This is a genomic window from Corynebacterium sp. A21, from assembly GCF_052266655.1.
GTDB lineage: Bacteria > Actinomycetota > Actinomycetes > Mycobacteriales > Mycobacteriaceae > Corynebacterium.
Genome location: NZ_JBQPQY010000011.1, coordinates 1 through 20,881, shown reverse-complemented (window position 1 = coordinate 20,881; position 20,881 = coordinate 1). Strand labels below are relative to the sequence as shown.

The window sequence follows — 20,881 nt, the reverse complement described above, 5'->3', positions numbered from 1 at the left end:
GCTAGCGAACGCTCGCATCGGCTGCCGAGAACTCCACATCGGTGACCGGGCGGCCCCAGTCCACAAAGCCGCCCTGCTCATCTTTGAGGTTAGCCACCACGTGGCTCATCGCAGATTCAGCGGTGGCACCGTGCCAGTGGTTGACCCCGGGACCCGCCCAGGCGGTCTCACCAGTCTGGATCAACCGGGCCGGCTGTCCCTCCTCTTGAAACAGACCTTCGCCCTCGACGATGATGATCAGCTGGCCGACCTGATGGGTGTGCCAGTTGGTTCGGGCACCGACGGCGAAGGTGACATTGGCGGCCTGCAGTTCCGTGGGCTCCTCCATCGATGCCATGTGGACATCTCCGGTGAACCAGTCGGGGTTGGCGGGGTTTCCGAGGGGGAAGTGTGCACTCATGGGCCCGACCTTAGCGCTGTCCGGGCCCGGTCGCGGCGTCGATAAGCGCGGTACCTAGATCCCCGGCTGCTGGGTGCTCTCCAGCAGCAGAATCAGGTCACCGACGGTATAGCCGCCCTGCTCCACCATGCGCGCCAGGTCATCCAATGGCAGCTGGCCGCCGTCACGCAGCGCAGTGACCAGCTCACTCAGATGAGCGATATCCTCCGGAGCCAGGCCCAGCTGCCCACCAGATTCCGTGAGTGCGTCGGCCGCCAGCAGGCCCGCGGCGATCGCCAGCACCACCGCAACCAGCTCTACATTGGGCTGAGTCAGCAGATCCTCACCCCCCTGGGTGAAATCAGGGAGCTGGAAATTCCCCGGAACGACCGGGACACCATCCTTGAACTGGGCAAACTGCTCATGGGTGCCGTTAAAGAGGTTCATGTCCACCGGCGCATTCACCCCGGCCACCTGACCGGAATCGGAATGCTGCCAGATAGACAGATGGGTCCAGCCGCCCGGGATCACCGTCGGTGGGGTGTCCTGGTAGGCGGCGAGCCACAGCGGGTGGCGGCTGAACTCCGGAGAGTTGCCCAGGTGCTGCTCCCAGAAGAAACGGTTGGTGTAGATGATCGGGGTGCGCCCGGTCAACGCCTCGAGCTGCTGCAGGAACTCCCGAGTCCAGGCCTGCAGCTGCGCCGGCGACTGATCATCGTGATACTCGATGTCGAGCACCGGTGGCATGCTGGCCTGCGGCACCGTGGCCAGTGCAGCGGCGTATTCCGCTGCCTGCAGGGTGGCGCTCTCGCCCGGCCGTGCCAGATGATAAGTGCCCGTGATCAGGCCATTCGCCGCCGCCTGCTGGGCGTCCTCCAGCAGGTGCGGATTGACGTAGCCGATCCCCTCAGTGGCCTTGACCACCGCGAAATGATGCCCCTCATCGGAGACCTGGGACCAGTTGATCGGGGCGGCATCGGGATGCTGCCAACTCGAGACATCCACACCTCTCGGCGAAGAAGAGCCGAGGGCACCCGCCGAGGGTGCGGTGGCCACGCCAAGGCCCAGCGCGAGGACGGTGAGGGGGACTGCCACTGCGGTAGCAAGGCTTCCTGGATGCCCGAGGGAGGGGTGGATGAGCGCGAAGGAGAGATGTTTCCGAGTTCCAAATGCCATGAGCGTGAACCTAGCAGCAATTCACTTTCGCCACATCTGAAACTTCAGTAACAAAAATAGCGGGATTCCAAAGCTGAGTGCGGACTGGCCGAAGCTGAACCAGAACAACCCACCGGACCCTAGACCGATCACACCCGGCCGAGTTGCCTGGACAGGGAGAATGCCCAGTACCCGGACACCCGATGGCTGCCCTTCGAGGATGCGACTGGAGTGCCTGTTAAGAATTCCGGACCCGGATCCTCAGAATGTGGGACTGAACACTGTGAGGGTGGCAGTCGGGGTCAGTCGCACGGACCGGTGACCCAGAATTTCAGATAGCCGCCGAGCTCCCGGGCGACATGTGAGGGAATCCGGGGCTTGCTCACCCAACCATGGAAGACCACGGTGGTATCCACCGTGGCACACTGTTCGAAGACCGTGCGGACCCGGCGGGTGTGCGGCCGGTTGGTCACCACCACCACACTGTCCCAGTTGCGCTCCGCAGCCAGCTCAGCAAAGGTCTGCGCCTCCCCGACGGTGGTCACCGGCGAAGGCTCCATGCACAGTGTCTCATCCTGGGCCGGACGGTCCGCCCCCGCACAATGGGACCAGCCCACCGCATCCTCCGGACCCTTCCAATTGGAGATCACCAGGGTATCCGCCACCCCCTCCTCCACCAGCCGGGCGCCAAGTTCATGTCGGCCGTCACTGGCACCGGCGAGCACCAGCACCGCATCGGACCGGAGCGGTGCCACCGTCGGCGGATAAAGGAACCAGGCGGTGACCGCGAGGCAGGACACCACTAACAGCGTCACCACACCCACCAACCAGGAAAAGCGGTTCAGACTACGGAAACGCCCCCCAGGCCCAGGATTTCCCATCCCAACACCTCCTCCAGTTCTTCCTATCCGGGAATGCTCCCAGTATCCAGCAACCAGGCCTCATCCTAAGACCTTCGGCCGTCGGGTACAGGCTCGGCCGGGTGCCTACTTAGCCCGATAAAAACCTGCGGCAATAAAAATTGGGCCCGACTCCTCCCCAACGGAGAAGTCCGGACCCAACGGTACTGAAATGCACTCAACACCGGATCACACTACAACTGTGACACCGGCTGGCACTGAGGTGCCGGGAAACTAGAAGCCGGTGGCGGTGATGTACTGCCAGAAGTTGGCGGCACCGATGATTCCGCCGACGATAACGCCGAGGCCGGCCAGGTTAGCCAGGTTGGCCCACTTGGTGGCCCATTCCGGAGCGTCCTCGTTAGTTTCCTCGCCGAGGATGTCCTCGCCGTTGGTGCGCTCATCAGCATCGGTAGCGTCGCCGATGGCGGAGGAGTTGCCGGAGGACAGGGAGGTGCCGATCGCGGAGGAGAGGGAAACCTGCTCCGGCTGCTCGGTCTCCTGGGCACCAGCGATTGCGGTGCCGGAGAAGGTCAGTGCCAGGGCAGCGGTGGCTGCGATTGCTGCGTTGCGGATCTTCATGTGATTGCCTTTCTGAAAAAGAAAATTAAGCGGAAGAGCTTAAGCGCCCTGGCCGTGAACGACGAAGTTGTACGCCGGACCGAAAACCAGGCCGAGGAGGGAACCGACCACGCCGGTCAAGGTCAGGCCGTAGAGCAGCTTGGCCCAGGCCGGCTGACCGTCGAAGGTTGCGCCGGTCTCTTCGTTGACCTTGGAGGAGCCGAAGAGGGCGCGTGCGTCCGCCTCGTTCTCACCGTTGAGGTTGTCGGAGAGGCGGGAGGAGCCGTTGGCGGGAATGGAGGAACCCTCGGTGATTTCGATGTCCTCAGCCGGGACGTCGGTGGTGTCATCGGCGTTGATGTCGGCCTCGATGTTGAGGCCTGCGTCGACATTAAGGTCGTCCTGTGCGGTGGCGATGGAGGTGGAACCCAGGGCGAGAGCGGCGGTGGTTGCGACTGCGAGGGCCGCCTTGGAGATGTTACGCATAGATATTTCCTTAGCTGTCGTGAGTTGCGGATCACATGACGCCCGAAGCACATTCGGCATGTTCCACCGAACTTCAGGTGCCCCCCAACTAGGGGGCGGATGTCGAAAGTCACGATAGTGCTATCGATCTGAGAATTCAGAACATTGAGAATAAACATCTCCGAATGCCCGATAAGTTCACGCCCAGTTGACGCTTATGCAAATGCTGCAAAAACAGTGGTCAAGCCGAGATTCACCCGTTTGGATGATACCTTCAAAGTCTCCACATTAACGCATGATAACAATTTGATATACTTATATTCAAACATGGAATATTGGGAAATATCCCAGGTCAGGGGACCATTGAAGTTCAAGTGAATTTGATTTACAAGGAAATTGAAGTGTTAACAAACCGCATTAATCAATGAAATTCATTAATTATATGGTCACTATTCATATTTATTTAGTTTTTCCCGGTAATAACGGCAAGCACACCATTCACACCTCCCATAATTTTCTTAATTAGGGCTCATTAATTACTTAATAGAGTCTGGAATAGCTGGGAAATCATCGCGCACGGACACCCGGCGCGCGGGTGACATCGAACCCGGGCCCCAGGGAGCGTCGATAAGCTTCCAGCCCCGCCAGACTGGTAATCATCTCCGGCAGCACCACCTGGGTGTCATCATGTTTGGCAGCGCGGTGGCAGCGCACGTAGAGGTAGATGAACACCGGGTACATCAGCAGCGCCACCACAATCATGCTGATCCCCTGTGCGGTACTGCTCCCCCACATGAGGTTCCACCCGAAGTGGAAGGCGAAGGCGAGGAAGGTCCAGAATACCGCCACCCCCCAGCGCCACCACGCTGACCGGCCGGCCATGAACAGCGCTAGGCCCACGCCCCAACCCGCGGTGGCGCTGAAGACCACGTGCAGGCCGGGCCCGATGACACCGCGATAGAACCAGGTGAAGAAGACCCCATTGAGGTCTGAGTTCGCGTCCAGCACCGCTCCAAAGGAGCCGTAGAGCAGGTTCTCGAAGACCTCGAAACCCAGGCCGACCATGCCACCGATGATGAAGCCATGCCAGGGACGGTTGAGACGTCGGAAGCTGAGCAGGATCACCGCCACCCCCACCGCCTTGGCGATCTCCTCCGGGTAGGCGCCACCCCAGGAGGCGAAGGTGAAGGTCCAACCGAGCTTCTCCATGAGATTAAAAATCGGCAGGCCGGTGGCCATGACGATGAGGAAGGAGACACCCGCACCCCACAGCAGGCTGGCCACGATCCACCACCACCCGGCGCGGGGCCAGGCGGCCGAGGACCGCAGCACGATGATCCACAGCAAGGTGTAGATCGCGCCGAGCAGCAGGCCGAGGCCGCCGCCCACCGGGGACATGAAGATGCTCGTGAGGATGTAGAACCCCAGCAGCGGGATGCTGATGACCGTCAGCACGATCAGGGTGAGGTGAAATAACCGGCTCATACGTCCTCCATCTGCGGTTCTTCCGGGACCTCAAGACCAGCGCCAATCGGCGCCGGGGACATGCCGTCCAGCAGCATGAGCACCGGCGTGGGCAGGGATTGCTGGCTGTAGTGGAACCACACCGCATCCGCGAGTTCCGGGACCTCCGCCCCGCCGTAGACCAAGGTGATCATGGACTGTCCTTCCCGGTCCCCGGTGCCGGCCAGCGACATGCCGACCGCGCCATAACGTGGGTCGATGACCATGCGGGCTTCTTCCTCCCGGAACACTGGGGCGTTGGCTGGCGGAAACTCAATGATCAGGGCGCGCATCATCCGCCGCAGGGTCTGCTCCTCATCCTCCGGCCCCTCGACGATCAACGACTGCACCATGGTGCCTTCACAGTCCCAGAGGTAACCGGTGATCACATCGCTGGACTTCCGGCAGGAGATGATCTCCCCCGCCGGATCCCGCAGTGGAATCTCCCAGTCGTAGCCGAGGGAACCCAGCCGGACCTCATCCGTCCCATCGGGGCGGTCAGGAACCACCAGATTAAGAAGACTCGGTAGGGCGAGCAGGAGGGCGGCAACGCCAAGGATGGCGCACCAGAGCTTCCCGGCTCGGGTCGGACTGAAACGGTACTGCGGCATGCATGCGAGATTACCTGGCCCTTCGCGGCACGGATAAGCCCGCCGATGAACCGGGACCTTCACTAGGATGGCGGCATGAATGATCTCTACCATTATGTCAACGGTCCCTGGCTCGCCTCCCACGTCATTCCCGATGATCGCGGCGTGGACGGCACCTTCCACCAGCTTCGCGATACCGCCGAGGCCGATGTCCGCGTCATCGTCGAGGCAGACGAGGGCCGCGCGGGCACCCTCTTTGATTCCTTCATGGACACCGAGTCCATCAACGCCGCCGGAATGACCCCCCTCGACGCCGACCTCGACCGCCTCGCTGTCGCCGATATCAAGGAATTCACCACCGTCCTCGGTGAACTCGACCGCCTCGGGGTCGGCGCCCCGGTGGGTTTCTGGGTGACCAAGGACTCCGCCAGCGAAGCTGAGGTTCCCTACCTCATCCAGTCCGGCCTGGGCCTGCCTGATGAGGCCTACTACCGCGAGGAGGCGCACGCCGAGACGCTGGCCGCCTACCGCCAGCACGTGGCCACCATGCTCGGTTTCCTTTCCCCGGAACGACTCCAGGGGCTCGATGTCGAGGTAGCGGCGGAGCGGATCGTGGCGCTCGAGGCTGAGATCGCCGCCGGGCACTGGGATGTCGTGGCCTCCCGTGACGCTGTGAAGACCTACAACCCCACGTCGGTGTCCGCCCTTCCGCAGGCCCTGGAAACCCTGCTGCTCGGCGCGGGACTGTCCGAAGGCCGACTGGTCAACATGATGCCCTCGGCCGCTGAGCACATCGCCGGGTTGCTCACCGCTGACCGCCTCGCCGATTGGCAGCTCTGGGCCACCTGGCACATCCTCAACGCCCGCGCCGGGCTGCTGCCCGAAGAGGTCGGGGAGAAGAACTTCGAGTTCTACGGCACCCGGCTCTCCGGCGCCACCGAGCAGAAGGACCGGTGGAAGCGCGGGGTTGGCCTCGCCGAGCGGCTGGTGGGCCATGAGATCGGCAAGATCTTCGTCGAGCGTCACTTCCCCGCCTCCTCCAAGGCGGACATGTTGGAGTTGGTCGGCTACCTCACCGAGGCCTATCGCGAGCGCATCAGCAACCTGGCATGGATGACCCCCGCCACCCGGGAAAAGGCACTGGAGAAGCTGGACAAGTTCCAGGCGAAGATCGGCTACCCGGAAAAATGGCGCAGCTACGAGGGGCTCAACGTCACCCCGGGTGGTGCTGAACTGCTGGACAACGTCCGCGCGGCCACCGCTTTCCTGCATGATTATGAGCTGGGCAAGATCGGCAAGCCGACCGATCGTGAGGAGTGGTTCGCCACCCCGCAGACCGTCAACGCCTTCTACAACCCGGTGGTCAATGACATCACTTTCCCCGCCGCCATCCTGCGCGCCCCCTTCTACTCCCCGGAGACCGAGGCCGCGGAGAACTTCGGCGCCATCGGTGCTGTCATCGGCCATGAGATCGGCCATGGCTTCGATGATCAGGGCAGCCAGTACGACGGCGAGGGCAACCTCAACTCCTGGTGGTCCGATGCGGACCGCACCGCCTTCACCGAGCTGACCGACAAGCTCGTGGGCCAGTTCAACGGGTTGGTTCCCTCGGTGCTCAAGGGCACCGGGGTGGAGACCGCCGGGGTCAACGGTTCCTTCACCCTCGGGGAGAACATCGGCGATCTCGGCGGGCTCGGCATCGCCGTGGTGGCCTACCGCCGCTACCTGGCGGATCAGGAGCTGACCTTCGAGACCTCCCCGGTTGCCGCCTTCGAGGCAGAGGGGTCCGTGCCGGAGCTGGCGCAGCGCGAGTTCAACGGCATCCAGCGCCTCTTCCTCTCCTGGGCTCGTGTCTGGCGCACCACCATCCGCCCCGAGCTGGCCACCCAGTACCTCGCGATCGACCCGCACTCCCCCGCCGAATTCCGCTGCAACCAGATCGCCGCAAATATCGGTGAGTTCTACCAGGCCTTCCCGGAGATCACCCCGGAGTCCGAGATGTTCCTCGCACCGGAGGAACGGGTGACCATCTGGTAAGCCCGCGGCCTTCTGAGCCCCTGGACGTGGCGGAAGATTTCCGCGCCGCCTGGAATCGGGCTTCGTCCGCGGAGTTGGCGGCGGTGTTCACCCCGGACGCCGATTTTGTCAATGCCCTCGGGTTCTGGCGGCATGTTCCCTTCCACTGACCTGGAGTTTGAGAAGACCGCGGTGCGGATGCTCGGCGAGGAACACGCGGTGGTCCACGCCCTCTGGCGGATGAGCGGGCAGCTGGCACCGGGGTCCACCGGCGAACGCGGCGGGGATCGGCGTGGGGTGTTCACCTTCGTCGTCTCGCTTATCGCCGCCCGCTGGCTCGCCATCGCCGCCCACAACACCGACATCGTGCCCGGCGCCCAGACTCACCTAGCCTCGGCATCCGGTTCGGTCAGTGCGGTGCATTATGAGGCACAAGCGGACAGTTAGCGGCTGGGACACCTGGCTCCGGTGGCCCGGAGAATGAGCAGATTTTCCGGGCCACCGGAGCGCAGGAAATGGTCACCCTAATTGATTCCCCATGGGACCAAGGGTTATCGTGTCACCCGAAGATAAAGAAACGGTATCTATTGGATCTCTTAAACGTTACTCAAGGCCGTTTCCACCGCTAACGGACCAGAGAACGAAAGAGAACACATGCAGGCAAACGGTGGCAGACACCGCAAGATCGGGATCTCTCCGGCAAAGCGGCGGGTCGCGCTGGTGGCAGTGGCCGCCGGCACCGTCTCCACCGCAGGTGTAGGCGGCGCAGCCGCCGGCACCCTGCATTCCCAGGCATCCACAGCAAGCACCGAAGCTGAAAAACTGGACCTGGAGCTGGCCACCGACCACAGCGCACTCTCCTCAGAGCTGGCCACCGCTGCCCCGCAGATCCTCAACATTGAGGAATTCAAACCGGTGACCAACCTTGATGAGCAGGTCAAGACCGCGCTGCACGTCAATGAAGTCAAGGCAGCAGAATACCGCTCCGGGGATATCACCAAGCCCACCGAGGGCACCTTCACCTCAGGTTTTGAGATGCGCTGGGGAACCATGCACAAGGGCGTGGACATCGCCAACGCCATCGGCACGCCGATCATGGCCGCGCTGGCAGGCACCGTCATTGATGCCGGTCCGGCCTCCGGTTTCGGCAACTGGGTGCGCGTCCAACACGATGATGGTTCGATCGCCGTCTACGGCCACATGGCCACCATCGATGTCGCCGTTGGCCAGCGGGTGACCGCCGGTCAGCAGATCGCCGGAATGGGTAATGAGGGTTTCTCCACCGGTTCCCACCTGCACTTCGAGATCTACCCGGATGGTGTCAATGCCATCGATCCGCTCCCCTGGCTCGCGGAGCGCGGCATCGTTCTTTAGGGATCTGGGGCATAGGGACCCGGGGTGGGTTCTGGGTCCTTCACGGTGACCGCCCCAACTCACAGATGTTGAGGTCACAGCCAGAGAATGTGTTCAGAGCCATGGTCGTTTTCGGAGGTCCTCTGCACGCTCGCTCGGTGAGTGTCCCACTTCCAAGAAAGTGGGGCAGCTTGAGCCGTGTTCCTCAGCGGGAAAGCCGATTACTTCTAAAGGTGAGAAGTCAGTGGGGGTGCCTGCCGGTGTTTTGGTTAAAGGTGAGGTAGTTCCAGCACTAGTAGAGCGAGTCCGGCCATCCCAAATAGGAGCATTGCTGTTGTTAGGAGACAAACACTTCCTATGCTGGGTTCGATCCGTTCCTCAGCGATCCCTAATCCAGCGCGTGCATAGCGACGCTGCTGAGTGGAATAGATAGTGATGGCTAGGCCAGCCATAAGTGCGATCACCCCGTAGATGACGCTCGGGAAATACGGCGACCAGCGCAACAGGATAGCACTGACGATCATCAACGAGACCACGGTTCGGGTCCAGCTCAACACAGTGCGCTCTGGCTGGAGCCCTGGGTCTGCGTGGGGCCGGGTGTCCAAGCGCATCAGCTAAAACTCCACATCACCAGAATGCATGCGACGACACAGGCTAAAGAAAGCAGTGGGACGATCGCAGGGAGGGGCAGCGGCTTACCTTTACGCATGGCTCGTTCGGTGGCTAACCAGCGCCCAGCGGCCCCTACGGAGATCAGCAATCCCATAGTGATGACGAACAAGGCTGACCATGTCCGCATTTCCTCAGAAATATTCTGCAACGGGAAAGCCTGCAGGGCGATACCTCCTCCGAGGAATGCCAGAGAGGTCCGGGTCCAAGCGAGGAACGTCCGCTCGTTGGCCAGTGTGAAGCGCGGATCTGGCTCCTCGCCCTCGGGCAGGAGAGTCCGCGACAGCCAAGGTCGTGTCGGTCTGTCTTCAATAATGCTCACGGTGGCTCCTAGACGGTGGTTGTCGAAGACTGTTCTTGTGCAGACTGATGAGCCTCTCAGCGAGAGGCTCATCAGCAATAACGTCGGAGAATACTTTTGGGTTGACGAGTGGTTAGGCGGAGGTGCGAATTTTCCGGGGGACGAGCATCATACTGATCAATCCCAGGAAAGCGGCTCCGGCGAAGAGGTAGAAGCCCCAGGGGTAGGCCAGGTTGGCGGTGACGAGAATGCCTGCGCCGAGGGGGCCGACGATTGCTCCAATTCGACCGATGGCGTTTTCCAGTCCCATTGCTGTCGCGCGGGAGTTTCCCTGATACACCTTGGAAGTGAAGGCGTAGACCATCACCTGGGCCGAGAAGACGAAGACACCAGCGAGGAAGACCAGTGCTCCCAGGAGAAAAGCGCTCTCCATTTTGATGGACAACAGGACCAGCAAGATGGCAGACATTAGGAACCAGAGGGTAGAGATGGCAGATGGCTTCCATTTATCGCCGATCCAGCCGGCAAAGAGTAGGCCCGCGATGGCGCCGAGGTTGAGGACGAAAAGTTGCATTATGGAGTCGGTCACGGCGTATCCGGCCTTGCTCATGATCTGCGGCAGCCAAGTGTTTAGGCCGTAGACGATGATCAGTCCCATGAAACAGGCTAACCAGGTCGCCAGGGTAGTGGTGGTCCAGGCCCTGTCTTTAAAAAGTTCGGAGAATCCACTGCCTGCTCGCTTCTTTCCGGAAACCGGATTGGCCTTGGTGAGGAGATAGACAGGTGATTCGGGGAGCTTGAGGATAAGGATTGGGACCAGAAGGAGGCCGAAGAGTCCGCCGATTGCGAACGGTGCTTGCCAGTAAGGGAGGAACGACAGGGTGAGCAGGGTGGTGAGGACGGCGCCTACGTGGTATCCGGTCATGGTGAAGGTGGTGACCCGGGAGGTTCGATTCGCTCGGTTAATTTCTCCCATATAGGCCAGACATGTAGGAATCACGGCACCTAGCCCGAGACCTGCAATCATCCGCAGAGCAGCGAAGACCGCAACATTGGGTGCCAACGGTAAGAAGATGGTCAGGATGCTGAAAACGGCCACGCAGGCGATGATGACTTTTCGGCGTCCAAACCTGGAGGTCAGAATCCCTACGCCTGCTGCACCAATGGCGGCTCCCACGTAGGTAAGAGATGACGCCCAGGTGGCTCCTGAGTTGGTGAACCCGATTGCTCCAGTTCCTGTCAGCGTCGGGATGGCCGCGCCTAGCACCACTAGGTCAAAGCCGTCGAGCATGACCACCAACCAGCAGAGTGCCATGGGCCAGACAAGCGACGAACCGGTGGGGGAAGTTGCTGGGGCTGGGTCAAGCCCAGTTTCTTGGTGGGCTGTATTTATAGCCGTCATGATGTTTTCCTTTTGAACTGGATTTTCACTTTTCGTGTGTATCCGAGGTGGGTAACAATCGGCTGTGCTCGGACAGAATTCCTCTTTGAGGTGCAGTTCCCAGGGCTCAGAGTGGCAGAAGTCTGAAGGCGAAACCCTGGAGCGGGCAGTTCGTTGCGCCCCAGACGGGAAAGCCCGAAATTCGGAGGGAGCTACAAGGGCCTTGTAGCGTGCATAGGCATAGATCTGCAGCGTCTAACACCGGTGAATACCCGGTGTTTCGGTATTTTTTAGGTGCTTAAAAAGGTGACGCTCTCCAACCAACACGAGGGCCTGGTATTACAGCACCGAGTAAGCTGCTGATTCCGAGCGGAGGATGCTCTGCGACTCCACGTTCCCGAAATAGATCTTCTCCCCGTCGTCTGGGATGAGAATCCCTGAGGGGAAATGCTCTTCAGCCGCGGCAGCGATGTGGTCTCCGACAGTTCCAGGAACCAGGTGGTGCAACGCCAATTTCTTAGCACCAGCGAGAGTGGCAATTTTAGCTGCATCTGCAGGGGTCGTATGGGCCTGATAATGGTGTTGCATTGAGGCATCCATACTCTCGCCACCAGGGCTTTTTTCGTACATTTCCTTCATACCGTCGAGATCAATCGCTTCGTGGAGGAGGAGATCAGTGCCCTCCGCCAAGCGAACAAGGTTCTCACACGGGGCGGTGTCACCTGAGATGGTGACAGAGCCGACCTCTGTGTCGAAGCGGAAACCAAAGGCCGGGGCGAGCGGAGGATGTTCTACGAGCGTGGCAGTAACTCGAACCCGGTCGTCCTCGAAGACCGTGAACGGTTCCATGCCGGCGGGCGAGACGTTCATGTTGGGGTGATATCCGATGCCAGCGGGAATCTCGATATCATTCGGCTCCCAGAGGGAGTAGGGGGTGGGCATCAAAAGGTCATGCATTCGGTCGGTGATATCGGTGGAGTGGGATTTCAGCAGGAGGGAGACCATATCCTCGGTTCCGGCTGTTGGAAGATCATCGAAAATCTGTTCCACCTGTTTCTTAGCCGCTGGGCTAACGAGGGGAAGCACGCCTCGGTCCCCCGGCCCGTAAATGGGGATCGGCTTGGTTCGCTTGTCGGTCATCATCCAGCCGAAAAGCATGAACCCGATCAGGTCAACCGTATGGTCAGAGTGGAGGTGGGTAAGGAAGGTAGCCTCCACATCGTCGATGTCAAGGCCGGCCTTCTGGAACTGGGTGGCGGCACCGCGTCCGAAATCCACGATGTACGACTTGCCTTCGACAACCACTGCGGTTGAGATTCCGCAGCGAATAACCCCCGTGGGCGTAGCACCCCACCATCGGGGTCCACCGGCGGTTCCGAGTGTTAGGACGTGTGGCTGTTCATGCATGAGAGCTCCTTTTCTCGAGCGGTATGTGTGTGTCTCCCGCTGGCCTACGGGGATGCTTTCCTTCAGGCTTCAGGATTGCCCGGCCGGGCCGGGATAGATTTTTCCTGTCGAGTGAGCGACATCGAGTTACCCCTTCAACACACAGTGCTTTACTCCACTATCCACCTTGGCAGTGATGTGATTCATACTGTGACGGGATTCACGATAGAAGGGCTTTTGGATATTGGCCAATACTAAATCTCTTCCTTTCGCATAGATTACAACTATGGACAGTCGTCAACTTCACCATTTCCGCACTATCGTGGACTGCGGCAGTTTCACTGCTGCGGCCGACACATTGTTCATGGCCCAACCATCTCTATCGATGACGGTTAAGAATCTTGAGAGGGAGCTGGACGCCCGACTGCTGATAAGGACGCGTTCCGGAGTCGTGCTGACCGAATCCGGTCAGGAGATTTACCGGCTTGCCGTGCAGATTCTTGATCAAATAGAATTTTCCGCCGCTCGAGTAAAGGGTTTTTCCTCGGGTGAGGTGGGTCGGGTTGTGATGAACGTGGCGCCCACCTTCAACTGGGAATTTCTTCCCCATCTTGTACGGCAGCTCAAGGCGGAGGCTCCCGGTATTGATTTCGTGCTTGAAGATCCGGATCCTGCCACTACCCTTGCTCATATTCGGGAAGGGCAGGCGGACCTCGGAATCATGCCCACCAGTGACGTGAAAGGCCTGCAGGCCTTGAATCCGGATATCCGTTTCGAGATCATTTCGCACGTTGACCTCGTCCTGGCGCTACCCATTGAGCATGCCCCATCGGATGAGTCGGAGGGACCGCTGCAGCTGGAGGACGTTGCCCATCTGGATTGGTTCATACCCAGAACCCACCCAGAGTTTCCCGGCCTCGGGGAGTCCCTCGAGGCATATTGGCGCCAGCATCCCAAGGCCCACCCGAAGCGCATCCACCATGTGTCCACCATTCAAACAGCGTTACCGCTAGTTTCGGGAGGAGCGGGGGTCACCTTGGTCCCGCGTTCACTCAGCCCACTTATTCAAGGACCCCTTGCGTGTCGGGAGGTAGCCGACCCCATTCCGCCCTTGATGCTCGTAGCCCTGTGGCATCCCACGCGATACCAACCGCCTGCCGTTGAGCGGGTGCTGGGGAAGATACTTGCTATTGCGTCCAGGGATGATGTCGACGGGCACTCAATACCGAGACGCAGCTAGGACATAAGGCGGGGCGTCCAGCCTAGACGCCCCGCGCAGGACTGGACCAACCGCATTGCTTTGCCCCACATGGATATGTGATCCTGCGTATGATTGCGCCCTCCTACGCCTTTTACAGGACCTATGGGGAGAGTGTTGTGAGCGGCAAGCGGTATCAGATTCGGCCAGATATGACTCCTCGGCGAGAGGCGGACTGTTAGCGGTCATGAGTAACTAACCGAGTGTGGACAGCGAAACTGGCCGCTGGTGACCTTGGCCCTTGAGTATTCACAGGCCCCTCCGACTGAAACTCGATTTCACTCTGGCACCCGCCCACCGCTCTTGTCCGCCACCGGCACCGTGCTCTTTATCCCTCCACATCCTCACGAGGACAGGAGTCCCTGCCAGTTGGCCAGCTTGACGTCGAACCACAGGTCCAGAGCGCGCTGGCAGTGGGACAAGGCCCCAGCCTTCGGGATCGACACCTATCGGCCCACACCGAGCTTCCACCACGGTTATCCCCCGGTTCCCATCCAGCGCGCCCGCCCCCACTTGAGTGGGAGGCGATTTGAAGCCCTTCCGGGTAGCCACGAATGGTCAACTTCAAGTGTCCACTAGCAACGACAATATTCCCCTGATAAGGGGATGCAGTGGCAGGCGCTCCTTGGCTACCGGGCTGCTTTTTCCTTCGCTCGTCCCTACCGAAATCCCCGAGTGACACGAAAAGCCCTTCAACAGCCTCGATAATCGCTTGTTAGCGCTGCCGGTCCAGTTTTCGGCGTGCTTTCGCAAAGAGGGGAAGCGTTTAGTGGGAATCGAATAGTGGCGTTCGGGCATGGTTTTGCAGCTCAGTCCAACCCGAGTTCGGCTTTAAGCTCCTCGAGGGAGACGCCACCATCCTCCTGATGTGCAGCCGGCCGCTGCCCAAATATCCTCGAGTGCTTTAACTACGCGGTCATTAGAGTCCGGGGAGATGACTACCACGCGGCGGCGGGTGCCGCGACTGAGGATCGAGACCGACTCACGCTGGGCGGTGACTGCTGACGCTCAAAGATCAGACGAACATCTCGTACAAGATGTGCATCAATCATTCCTGGTGTTAGCCCGGACGCCTTGGAACAAACTGCGGCTCAGGAGGAAAGCCACGAACGCTTCTACGAAACCTACCTCGTGACCGAACAGTGCCAGCGGCCTGCGCGGTGGCGCAGGAAACCGGCGTCGATAAGCTTTCTAGTTCTCCGCCTCCCGCCAGAAGAACTCCGCGACCCGCAACTCCTCATCCGGCTGCTCCGGGGTCGTGCCGTGGAGATGCAGGCGGGTGGCCGTATAGTCCACGCCGACAGCCTTCTTGGCGGCGAGAATCCGGGGCAGGCGCAGGCCGAAGATCCGGGAGCGACCATCGATAACCACGGTGCCTTCCGCGCGCTGATTGGTCGACTCGAGCAGCCGCACCTCCCCAATCTCTACATCAGCGGCATAGCGCGAACCCGAGCCCTGAATATTCACGGCTGGGATGGTCCCATCGCTGTAGGCGGCACCATCATCGGCGGTGATGATGGTGCGGATGAACTCACGGACCGCCACCGGATCCCCCAGGGCATTGGACACCCAACGGTGACCCAGCACGCTGTGCTCCAACTCCACGAGGGTGTGCGCCGGATCCACCTCGGTGGAACGGTAGGTCAACGGCAGCTGCACCAGACGATCATCCTGGTCACGCCCAATGAGAACCTCGATGCCCCCCTCCCCGTCGATGGTATCCACCAGGCGGTAAGACCCGAGGAGAGTTTTAAACCCACCAATGGTCTGAGCGATATAGTTCTTGTCGGGATTGAGCTCCGCATCGAAGATTTCGGCGATTCCGCTCACGTCCGTGCTCCTTCAAAAGTTTACTTCCGGCAAAAGTAGCCAGTGTCTGCCCCAGACTATCGGCATTCCGACACCGGCGCGCTGCCTCCGGCGCAAACCCACGGTCACCCCACGCCAGCAATCACGGAACTAGGCTGGCGGCCATGAGCGAAGACAACCAGAACAGCAGGGACGAGTACCGCATCGGTGGCCATCAGGGAGACCTCCCGGCCGAGGATCAGCTCGCACAGCTGGCTTCCTACCTCGACGCCCACTATGAGATCCCGGACTTCACCCCGCCCTGGGCCGGTGGCGCTGGCAACCCCGATCCGGCGGATTCCTATATTGCCCGACTGCCGGACCGCATCACCCACACCGCCATGCTGATGCTCGGTTCCGCGGTGGATCACTCCATGCCGGGTGTGGCTTTGATCGGCGATGTGGACTACACCGAGGTTCCGGAGATCGGTGCCCGCCAGTTCATCCCCTCCCACCCGAGTGGCGCCTGGGCGGTCAGTTTCCACAGCGGTGGCTGGTGGCGTGGTTCCGGGGATGCCCTGGAGTTTTCCTGGCGCCCCGAGGTCGCCGCCGCCGCGGAGCTCTCCGGCACGATGATCCTGGATCTGGATTATCCGCTGGCCCCGGACCACACCATTGATGAGATGATCGAAGCAGTGGCCAAGGCCGTCGGCTACGCCCACCACCACAATGCCTCGAGCGTTGCTGGCTGGGGTTATTCCTCTGGTGCGGCCCTCGCCACCTTGACCGCGAAGCAGTTTGATTCCTTGGTGCTGACTTTCCCGGATCTGGGCTCGGTGGCCAAGCTGCCTGCCGAGATCCGTGGCTCCCACGCCGTACCCGCCGCCAACGAGTGGCCGCGCACGCTGGTGCAGGTGGCACGCCAGGATGAGATCGCCGCCCGCCCCGAGGGGATTGAGGATGCCGAGCAGGTCACCCTGCGGGAGTATGTCGCCCGCCATCGCGTATCGACGCCCGCGGTGGCTCGGGAGAAAATCCAGGACGTTGCGGCTTTCCTGAAGGGCTAGCGGAGTTTCAGCAGCCCGGGATGGTGTCGGTGATCGCGGTGGGGATCAGCCCCTCATCGGGGATCGCCTGACGCAGATTATGCGGGTCCAGGCAGGCGATCTTCGTCTTGACCTGGGCACCGGTGATCGCCGGGACCGAAGTGGAGCCTAGGTTGAGCTCATGGGTGCCGGGCGAGCTCTCCCCCGGCGGGGTCGGGATGACCGGTGAGCCGGTGATCGCGCCGAGTACATCAGCGGTGTGTGTGGCAGCCGGGCCATAGGTGTTGGCCGCCACGGTGAAGCCAGGACCGAAAGAGGCGGTGGCATTGACCCCACGGTCATCGGACCAGCCGAACTTGGTGCCCTGGACCGCCAGTATCCGGGAGGTGCCAAAATCCTGGGTATAGCCATCAGCTGCGCTCGGTGCCGCACTTGCCATGCCGTTGAAGATGGGGGCGGAAACCTGGTCGCCGCGGATCTCACTAAGGAACCGGGTCACATCATTGGTGCTGGTGGTGCTGTTTCCCCAATAACCGTTGTGGTGGGTCTGGGTCAGTCCGAAACTGTTGATGGTGTCCGGGATGGCCTTGGGATACTTCGACTCGAGCTGGCTGGCCACCCCATCATCAGAGACCCGGATCATGTGTTCTACCTTGTCCTTGTCTTCCGCGGCACCGTGGTGCAGCACCCAGTGGCCGAGGTAGAGCTTGGACAGCGACAGCGCCGGGCGGGACTCTCCAGCATTCGGGGTGGCGAAGGTCTGCCCACCATCCAGACGCAGCGTGATCTGGGTGCGGTCCGGGACGGCCGTGGAATCCAGGGTGATGGCACCCGCGACCGGGTTCGCCAGCAGCAGAAGCGCACCGGCAGTCAACGAGCTAAAGGCTGAAACAAGTTTCCTCATGAACAGCACCCTAGCGAGTTCCCCACCGAATGCCAGTGAAAGCTTCGGCAGCATGAAGAAGTTCTAAGACTCCTCAGCTTCGGTCTCTTCTCCCGCAGCATTCCCATTGGAGGAGATCCGGAACTCCCGCCCCTTGGCGATGAGTTTCTCCTGACTCTCCTTCATACCGGCCACCCGTTCGATCGAACGCGGTGGCACCTGATTGTGCACCTCCGCGTGGATACCGGCCTGCAACTGGCGGGCACGGCCCACCTCGGCGTCGATCTTGACCCCCAACAGCAGCACGGTGTTGATGATCCACATGCCGATGAGCAGGGCCATCACTGAGCCGACCGCGCCATAGGAATTGAAGCTGGCGAAGACGCTGAAGTAGATATTCAGTGCCCCGCCGGCGAGGATGATGCCGATGATGGCGGTCAGGGAACCGGCGCTGAGCAGCCGGAACTTCAGTGGCTTCACATTCGGGGTGAAGTAGTACAGCGAGGACACCAGGCCGATGAGCAGCACCAGGATGAACGGCCATTTCGCCCAGACCCAGATGGGGAGGAAGGTATCGGTGAGAAATTCCAGCACCCCACCCAGACGCAGGGGCGCAGCGATCGGTTCCAGCAGCCGGTCGACGAGGGTTTCATTGACCACCAGGGAGATCAGGATGAGCACGCTGCCGATGAGCAGGCCGATATTGGTCAGCAGCATGGCACCGGTCTGGCGGAGAAGACCCCGGCCCTCAGCGCGGTTGTAGATCGCGTTCGCACACCGGCTGAACGCCCGGACATAGGCCGATGAGGTCCACAGCGCGACGAGCACACCGATGATCAGACCGACCTGGCCCCCGGCCGCTGAGCCAGCGACCGAATCCACCAGGGAGAGCACGAGTTCGCGTTGCTCCGCGGGGACAAACTGATGGACGAACTCCTCCACCCGGGACAGGATCTCCAGGGTGTCACTCGCCAGCACCAGGGTGATGATCGAATAGACCACCAGCAGCGCTGGAGCCAGGGAGAGCACCGTGAAATAAGTGAGCAGAGCGGCCAGATCGAGCAGGCCTTCAGCGAGGAAGTCCTGCACCACCCGTTTGAAGGCGTAGCGCCAACCGCGGGAGCTCAGGTGACGGAGTTTCTCCGGCTCCACCTCGTAGGTGTCCGCCGCGCTCAGCGTCGCATCGATGTGTTCCTGGGGCTGCACCACGGGTTCATCCTCCCACAGCGCCCGAGCTTAAATCCGGCTAAAAGGTCGCGGCGTCGATGACGAATCGATAACGTACCTGCGAGTCCAGGGTGCGCTGGTAGGCATCGTTGATCTCCGCGGCGTCGATAAGTTCAATCTCGGCGGTGACCCCGTGCTCCGCGCAGAAGTCGAGCATCTCCTGCGTCTCGGGGATGCCGCCGACCAGGGAGCCGGTGAGGATGCGGCGCTTCTGGGTGAAGGTGCGGGTTCCGGTTTCCAGCGGCTTGGCGGGCAGGCCGAGCTGGACCAGGGCGCCGTCGAGACGCAGGAGATTGAGGTAGGCATCGATGTCCACATCCACGGAGACGGTATTGAGGATCAGGTCGAAGCGATTACGCCACTCCTGGGCGAAGCTGCCATCCGCGGTGGAAACATGCTCCTGGGCGCCGAACCGCAACGCATCCTCACGCTTGGCGGTGGAATGTGAGAAGACGGTGACCTCCGCGCCCATCGCGGCGGCAATCTTGACGCCCACATGCCCCAACCCACCCAAACCGATGATGGCGACCTTCTTACCTGGACCGGCCCCCCACTTCTTCAGCGGAGAGTAAGTAGTGATGCCGGCGCAGAGCAGCGGGGCCGTGGCCGCCGGATCGAGGGACTCGGGAATGTTGACCACAAAGGACTCCCGGACCACGATGCTCCGGGAATATCCGCCCTGGGTGAACTCGCCGTCGGCATAGCGGTCCAGCACCCCGTACGTGGTGATCGGGCCGCGCTCGCAATAACTTTCCTCACCGGCCTCGCAGGCTTCACATTCGCCACAGGAGTTGACGAAGCATCCCACGCCGACGTGTTCACCGACCTGGAAATTTGTCACCCCCTCCCCGATCGCCTCGACCCGGCCGATGATCTCATGGCCCGGGACCAGCGGATACTGGGCCTTCTCACCGAAATCGCCCTGCACAGTATGAATGTCGGAGTGACAGATTCCGGAGTACTCAATGGCGATGCGGACATCATCATCGCGGAGCGCCCGGCGCCTGATCGTCATCGGCTCCAGCGGGGCGGCGAAGGCCGGGCTTCCCCAGGCGCGGGTGGTGGTTTCAGTGGTGGCTGCAGTCATGCTCCCAGGGTAGGCATTGCCAGGGTTCCGCGCATCGCTTATCGACGCCGCGTGGGGGTGCGGGCGGCGGGAAGTCCCGCGGCGGTGCTCCTCCCCCGGAAAAAGTTGCCACTTGCGGGAAAGTTGATGACGTGTCATCATAATTCTATGAAAGGCAGGCCACCGGCCGACCATCACCTCAATAAACTCCAGGAGCACCCCATGACCAAGATCGCCATCATCACCGGATCCACCCGCCCCGGCCGCAACAACACCGGCGTTGCCGAGTGGGTTCTCGCCGAAGCACAGCAGCGCACCGACGCCGAGTTCGAGCTCGTCGACATCGCCGACTTCAACCTGCCGGTCCTGGATGAGCCGATGCCGGCCGCCGCACAGCAGTACACCAAGGAGCACACCAAGTCCTGGGCGGCCAAGATCTCCGAGTTCGACGGCTTCATCTTCGTCACCGCTGAGTACAACCACTCCCCGGCCCCCGCCCTGACCAACGCCCTGTCCTACCTCAGCGTCGAGTGGAACAACAAGGCCGCCGGCATCGTCGGTTATGGCTCCGCCATGGGCGTGCGCGCCGCCGAGCACCTGCGCGGCATCCTCTCTGAGCTGCAGATCGCCCACGTACAGAAGCAGGGCATGTTCTCCCTGTCCACCGACTTCGAGAACTACTCCGTGTTCAAGCCCACCGAGCATGCAGCCGCCTCGGTGATCCCGATGCTCGACCAGGTTGTCTCCTGGACCAAGGCGATGGAATCCGTCCGCGCCGGCCAGCTGGTCAACGCCTAGGGTTTCAGCTTCCGACCGTGATTGAACCGACTGCGGGCCTGCTTCGGCAGGCCGGCGGTCGGTTTTGTGCTGTCCGTGGCTGGTTTCGGAGCTGGTTTCGGAGCTGGGGTTGGGGTTGCACACCCGCGGATGAAGGGTAGGTCTCGAGGATCAGCCC

Annotated in this window: 21 protein-coding genes; 6 read left to right on the top strand and 15 right to left on the bottom strand. The window is 61.2% G+C overall.

What is annotated here, in order from left to right; all coding sequences use genetic code 11:
* Position 1: 1 nt before the first annotated feature.
* The 7 genes from ACTU46_RS13055 to ACTU46_RS13025 form a co-directional block, all read right to left on the bottom strand.
* Positions 2-400: a cupin domain-containing protein gene (locus ACTU46_RS13055; protein ID WP_443382374.1), complete on the bottom strand. Its 399-nt coding sequence runs from the start codon at positions 398-400 to the stop codon at positions 2-4.
* A 54-nt stretch (positions 401-454) separates the two neighbouring features.
* Positions 455-1,555 carry a glycoside hydrolase family 25 protein gene (locus ACTU46_RS13050; protein WP_443382372.1) on the bottom strand — a complete coding sequence of 367 codons (1,101 nt, stop codon included), beginning with the start codon at positions 1,553-1,555 and terminating at the stop codon, positions 455-457.
* 281 nt (positions 1,556-1,836) lie between these two features.
* On the bottom strand, positions 1,837-2,415 hold the full coding sequence (locus ACTU46_RS13045) for a YdcF family protein (RefSeq protein WP_443382370.1): 579 nt from the start codon (positions 2,413-2,415) through the stop codon (positions 1,837-1,839).
* Between the two features lie 252 nt (positions 2,416-2,667).
* Entirely contained in the window at positions 2,668-3,015 is a 348-nt protein-coding gene (locus ACTU46_RS13040) for a hypothetical protein (RefSeq protein ID WP_443382369.1), read from the bottom strand.
* 39 nt (positions 3,016-3,054) lie between these two features.
* Positions 3,055-3,480, bottom strand: a complete 426-nt coding sequence (locus ACTU46_RS13035; RefSeq protein WP_443382367.1) for a hypothetical protein — start codon at positions 3,478-3,480, stop codon at positions 3,055-3,057.
* Between the two features lie 546 nt (positions 3,481-4,026).
* Positions 4,027-4,944: a PrsW family intramembrane metalloprotease gene (locus ACTU46_RS13030; RefSeq protein ID WP_443382365.1), complete on the bottom strand. Its 918-nt coding sequence runs from the start codon at positions 4,942-4,944 to the stop codon at positions 4,027-4,029.
* Positions 4,941-5,573, bottom strand: a complete 633-nt coding sequence (locus tag ACTU46_RS13025) for a hypothetical protein (protein WP_443382363.1) — start codon at positions 5,571-5,573, stop codon at positions 4,941-4,943. The genes ACTU46_RS13030 and ACTU46_RS13025 overlap by 4 nt, the downstream gene beginning before the upstream one ends.
* A gap of 75 nt (positions 5,574-5,648) precedes the next feature.
* Between ACTU46_RS13025 and ACTU46_RS13020 the strand changes: the two genes are divergently transcribed.
* From ACTU46_RS13020 to ACTU46_RS13010, 3 genes are all read left to right on the top strand, one after another.
* Positions 5,649-7,589 (top strand): M13 family metallopeptidase, encoded by a 1,941-nt coding sequence (locus tag ACTU46_RS13020; RefSeq protein ID WP_443382362.1) that lies wholly within the window; start codon positions 5,649-5,651, stop codon positions 7,587-7,589.
* Between the two features lie 132 nt (positions 7,590-7,721).
* Entirely contained in the window at positions 7,722-8,015 is a 294-nt protein-coding gene (locus ACTU46_RS13015; RefSeq protein ID WP_443382360.1) for a hypothetical protein, read from the top strand.
* A gap of 207 nt (positions 8,016-8,222) precedes the next feature.
* Positions 8,223-8,942: a M23 family metallopeptidase gene (locus tag ACTU46_RS13010; RefSeq protein WP_443382358.1), complete on the top strand. Its 720-nt coding sequence runs from the start codon at positions 8,223-8,225 to the stop codon at positions 8,940-8,942.
* A 248-nt stretch (positions 8,943-9,190) separates the two neighbouring features.
* On the opposite strand, the gene ACTU46_RS13005 is transcribed toward ACTU46_RS13010, so the two are convergent.
* The 4 genes from ACTU46_RS13005 to ACTU46_RS12990 form a co-directional block, all read right to left on the bottom strand.
* The gene (locus ACTU46_RS13005) at positions 9,191-9,532 is read right to left on the bottom strand and encodes a DUF202 domain-containing protein (RefSeq protein ID WP_443382356.1); all 342 of its coding nucleotides are present in this window, start codon (positions 9,530-9,532) and stop codon (positions 9,191-9,193) included.
* Positions 9,532-9,903, bottom strand: a complete 372-nt coding sequence (locus tag ACTU46_RS13000) for a YidH family protein (protein ID WP_443382490.1) — start codon at positions 9,901-9,903, stop codon at positions 9,532-9,534. Before ACTU46_RS13000 ends, ACTU46_RS13005 begins: the two co-directional genes overlap by 1 nt.
* A 121-nt stretch (positions 9,904-10,024) precedes the next feature.
* Positions 10,025-11,182: an MFS transporter gene (locus ACTU46_RS12995; RefSeq protein WP_443382488.1), complete on the bottom strand. Its 1,158-nt coding sequence runs from the start codon at positions 11,180-11,182 to the stop codon at positions 10,025-10,027.
* Between the two features lie 429 nt (positions 11,183-11,611).
* Positions 11,612-12,679 (bottom strand): MBL fold metallo-hydrolase, encoded by a 1,068-nt coding sequence (locus ACTU46_RS12990; protein WP_443382354.1) that lies wholly within the window; start codon positions 12,677-12,679, stop codon positions 11,612-11,614.
* 265 nt (positions 12,680-12,944) lie between these two features.
* On the opposite strand from ACTU46_RS12990, the gene ACTU46_RS12985 reads away from it, so the two are divergent.
* Positions 12,945-13,898 carry a LysR family transcriptional regulator gene (locus ACTU46_RS12985; protein ID WP_443382352.1) on the top strand — a complete coding sequence of 318 codons (954 nt, stop codon included), beginning with the start codon at positions 12,945-12,947 and terminating at the stop codon, positions 13,896-13,898.
* Between the two features lie 1,209 nt (positions 13,899-15,107).
* Here the strand turns inward: ACTU46_RS12985 and ACTU46_RS12980 are convergent.
* Complete coding sequence (locus ACTU46_RS12980) at positions 15,108-15,746, bottom strand: CG0192 family protein (protein WP_443382350.1); 639 nt, start codon at positions 15,744-15,746, stop codon at positions 15,108-15,110.
* 143 nt (positions 15,747-15,889) lie between these two features.
* On the opposite strand from ACTU46_RS12980, the gene ACTU46_RS12975 reads away from it, so the two are divergent.
* The gene (locus ACTU46_RS12975) at positions 15,890-16,771 is read left to right on the top strand and encodes an alpha/beta hydrolase (protein ID WP_443382348.1); all 882 of its coding nucleotides are present in this window, start codon (positions 15,890-15,892) and stop codon (positions 16,769-16,771) included.
* Between the two features lie 7 nt (positions 16,772-16,778).
* On the opposite strand, the gene ACTU46_RS12970 is transcribed toward ACTU46_RS12975, so the two are convergent.
* The 3 genes from ACTU46_RS12970 to ACTU46_RS12960 form a co-directional block, all read right to left on the bottom strand.
* Positions 16,779-17,654: a hypothetical protein gene (locus tag ACTU46_RS12970; protein ID WP_443382346.1), complete on the bottom strand. Its 876-nt coding sequence runs from the start codon at positions 17,652-17,654 to the stop codon at positions 16,779-16,781.
* A 63-nt stretch (positions 17,655-17,717) separates the two neighbouring features.
* Positions 17,718-18,842, bottom strand: coding sequence for a YihY/virulence factor BrkB family protein (locus ACTU46_RS12965; RefSeq protein WP_443382344.1), 1,125 nt, complete (start codon positions 18,840-18,842; stop codon positions 17,718-17,720).
* A 37-nt stretch (positions 18,843-18,879) separates the two neighbouring features.
* A complete protein-coding gene (locus ACTU46_RS12960; protein ID WP_443382342.1) occupies positions 18,880-19,947 on the bottom strand; it encodes an NAD(P)-dependent alcohol dehydrogenase in 1,068 nt (355 codons plus the stop codon).
* A 201-nt stretch (positions 19,948-20,148) separates the two neighbouring features.
* On the opposite strand from ACTU46_RS12960, the gene ACTU46_RS12955 reads away from it, so the two are divergent.
* Positions 20,149-20,724 carry an NADPH-dependent FMN reductase gene (locus ACTU46_RS12955; RefSeq protein WP_443382340.1) on the top strand — a complete coding sequence of 192 codons (576 nt, stop codon included), beginning with the start codon at positions 20,149-20,151 and terminating at the stop codon, positions 20,722-20,724.
* Positions 20,725-20,881 lie beyond the last annotated feature (157 nt).